This window comes from uncultured Cyclobacterium sp., assembly GCF_963976465.1.
Taxonomy (GTDB): Bacteria; Bacteroidota; Bacteroidia; order Cytophagales; family Cyclobacteriaceae; genus Cyclobacterium.
Genome location: NZ_CAXBOC010000701.1, coordinates 1 through 1,849 on the forward strand (window position 1 = coordinate 1; position 1,849 = coordinate 1,849).

General features: G+C 40.8%; 3 protein-coding genes. All 3 read left to right on the plus strand.

Annotated elements, in window-relative coordinates:
* Positions 1–863: alkaline phosphatase family protein (locus AAC037_RS24060; protein ID WP_339906208.1), on the plus strand; the 863-nt coding region annotated here is incomplete at its 5' end.
* Positions 864–908: 45 nt separating this feature from the next.
* Positions 909–1,286 (plus strand): transmembrane 220 family protein, encoded by a 378-nt coding sequence (locus tag AAC037_RS24065; protein ID WP_339906209.1) that lies wholly within the window; start codon positions 909–911, stop codon positions 1,284–1,286.
* A gap of 65 nt (positions 1,287–1,351) precedes the next feature.
* Positions 1,352–1,849: adenosine kinase (locus tag AAC037_RS24070; RefSeq protein ID WP_339906211.1), on the plus strand; the 498-nt coding region annotated here is incomplete at its 3' end.

The following is a 1,849-nucleotide window of genomic DNA, read 5'->3' on the forward strand; positions in this document are numbered from 1 at the left end:
GGATAGCTGATGCCTCCTTGAAAGTAGACGAATGGTATGACCCAACCTTGACTTTGATTTACTTACCCCACCTGGATTATGCCTTGCAGAAATTTGGGATTGATTTTGAAAAGATAAGTACAAGTTTGAATGAAATTGATGCGCTTTGTGAACAGGTCATACGGTATTATGAGAGCAAGGGGGCTGAGGTACTTCTATTGTCTGAATATGGTATTACCTCTGTAAATCAACCTGTGCATATCAATAGGGCTCTGAGAAAAGCCGGCTATATACAAGTGAAGGACGAGTTGGGACTTGAGACCTTGGATGCAGGAACTTGTGGTGCCTTCGCAGTTGCCGATCACCAATTGGCCCATGTATATGTGAAAGAGCCGGAGGAATTAACTAAGGTTAAAGACCTGCTTTTAGCCCTTCCCGGGGTAGAAAAAGTTTTGGATAAGCAGGAGCAGGAGGCCTATCAACTAAACCATGACAGATCGGGTGATTTGGTGGTTGTAGCTGACAAAGATTCGTGGTTTACTTATTATTATTGGCTGGACGATAAAGTTGCGCCTGACTATGCAAGAACGGTGGATATCCACCGCAAGCCGGGTTATGATCCGGTAGAGATGTTTGCCAATCCGGACATTAAATTCTTGAAAGGGAAGCTGGGTTGGACCCTCTTAAAAAAGAAATTGGGTTTCAGGTATTTGATGGATGTAATTCCTTTAAAGGCGGAATTAGTCAAGGGTTCTCATGGGAGAATTCCTGAAGACAAAGCAGATTGGCCGGTTTTGATCGGTTCGAAACATGCAGAGAAGATTGAGGGTGTAGCCCCTACAGATGTTTATTCCATGATCTATGAGCTTGTTAACAGGAAGTGATTTGAAGTGTTATTTTCTACTTATATATCTTAATTGAGTGTTGTTATGAGTAATTTCTGGAAATATTTCTTTGGGACCTTTTCTATATTCTTTTTGCTTTTCGGGTATTGGCAGATCAATGATCCCGACCCGGAGTGGTGGGTGCCAATTTACCTTATTGCCTCTGCTACGGCAGGGTTTGCCTTTTTTGGAAAGTTCAATGTAAACCTATTGGTAATCCTTACCTTTAGTTACCTGATAGGTGCAGTCTTTTTTTGGCCGGACAATATTTTTGGCTGGATAGGACAAGAATTGGAACAAAAGGACCTTTCTATGAAAACCCATGCCATGGAAATTAATAGGGAGTTTTTTGGCTTGTTAATCTGTGCCATATTCTTTGCCTTGGAGGCAATCAAAGGGAGAAGCATAAAACTTCGGGAGTAAAATAACTATTCCGGAAAATATTTAGAGATCTATTTCAGATCGAGACAATAGTTTAAATCAATATGATGAAAAAGTATGATGTTACCGGCATAGGAAATGCCTTGGTAGATATTGAGTTTGAAGTTAGTGATACCTTTCTTGATAAATATGGTATTGAAAAGGGCCTGATGACCTTGGTAGATGAAGATCGGCAGGGAGAGTTGATGGCAGCCATCAATACCAAGACTTCAAAATTACAATGTGGTGGATCGGCAGCCAATTCAATCATTGCCGTAAGTCAATTTGGAGGTAAATCCTATTATTGCTGCAAAGTAGCCAACGATGAATTAGGGAAATTTTTTACCGATGACTTAAGGGAAGCCGGTGTCAATCATAACCTAGATCCGTTTAAGTTGGAAGAAGGCATTACCGGTAAGTGTTTGGTAATGGTCACGGCAGACGCCGAGCGTACCATGAATACATTTCTTGGTATCACAGAGCAATTTTCTACCTCTCAAGTCAATGAAGAGGCAATTAAAGCTTCAAAATATACAACCGTAAAGTCGATGACGTCTTTATCTGTT